Below are 1,327 nucleotides of genomic sequence, written 5' to 3' on the forward strand. Positions count from 1 at the left end.
GGGAGTATCAGAATTTTCGTGTTTGGCCGGGCGGGTTTAACATTGATCAGGCCATTGCCCGCATGAAGCGTTCGCCGAAAAGAACAGCGAACTGGGCCTTGGCCATCGCCCATTCACGAGGCGGCATTTTCCACTCTTTCTCGGCGCGGTTCAAGACCAGGAAGAGGAGCTTTGTGGCGGCTTCGTCATTGGGGAAATGGCCCCTGGCGCGCACGGCGCGGCGGAGCTTGGAATTCAGCGCCTCGATGGCATTGGTCGTGTACAAGATTCGACGGACGTCAGAAGGGAAGGCAAAGAAGGGCACGACCTCGCCCCAGGCCCGCCGCCAGCTCTGGCCGATCGCCGGGTATTTCTTGCCCCAGAAGCTCTCCTCGAAGGCGGCAAGCGCTTCTTCGCCTTCCTTGGCGTCGACGGCCCGATAAATGCCCTTTAGCGCCGCCGCGACGGGCTTGCGATCCTTGTAGGAGACGAAATCCAGGCTGTGCCTGAGGAGATGAACAATGCATGTCTGGACTGTGGCTTCGGGAAAGACGGCGGTGATGGCCTCCGGGAAGCCCTTCAGCCCGTCGACGACGGCGAGCAGAATGTCCTCGACACCGCGGTTCTTCAATTCGTTCATGACGCGAAGCCAAAACTTGGCGCCTTCGTTTTGCTCGATCCAGAGCCCAAGTATTTCCTTCGTGCCGTCGGCCCGTACGCCGAGTGCAATATGGACGGCCTTGTTGCGGACCAGCCCCTCATCGCGGATCTTGACCCGCAGCGCATCGAAGAACACCAGCGGATAGACCGATTCCAGCGGCCGGCCCTGCCAGGCGGCGACCTCCTCGACAATGGCGTCGGTCACCGTTGAGATCAGATCCGGCGAGACCTCGATGCCATAGAGCTCGCGCAGATGCCCGACAATCTCGCGCGTACTCATGCCGCGGGCATACATGGAGATGATCTTGTCGTCGAAGCCAGGGAAACGGCGCTGATATTTGGCGATCAGTTGCGGATCAAAGCTGCCTTCCCGATCGCGGGGAATCTCAAGCTCAAAGGAGCTGCTCTCCGTCGTCACCGTCTTCTTGCCGTAGCCGTTGCGGCGGTTGCCGCCTTCATCATCGCCGTCAAGATGATGATCCATCTCGGCGTTCAGAACGCGCTCGGCAAACGCTTTCTTCAGATCGTCAAGGAGGCCATTGGGATCGAAAATTGTCTTCGGATCGGCTCCAGCCAGAAGCTGATCGACAAGCGCATCAGGAATTTTAGGGTCTTTGCGTCGGGCCATGGGAAACATTCTCCTTTCTTCCCACTATGCCCGGCCAAACACGAAAATTCTGATACTCCC

The 1,327-nt window shown here is 58.9% G+C and carries 1 protein-coding gene; it reads right to left on the reverse strand.

Annotated elements, in window-relative coordinates; all coding sequences use genetic code 11:
- Positions 1-46: 46 nt before the first annotated feature.
- Positions 47-1,267: an IS256 family transposase gene (locus AC07E3_RS21390; protein WP_478364745.1), complete on the reverse strand. Its 1,221-nt coding sequence runs from the start codon at positions 1,265-1,267 to the stop codon at positions 47-49.
- Positions 1,268-1,327 lie beyond the last annotated feature (60 nt).

The sequence above is a fragment of the Nitratireductor lacus genome, assembly GCF_056431025.1.

Bases quoted from the DNA above. Each gene is read 5' to 3' on its own strand.
- AC07E3_RS21390 (WP_478364745.1), bottom strand. From the start codon at position 1,267: ATGGCCCGACGCAAAGACCCTAAAATTCCTGATGCGCTTGTCGATCAG.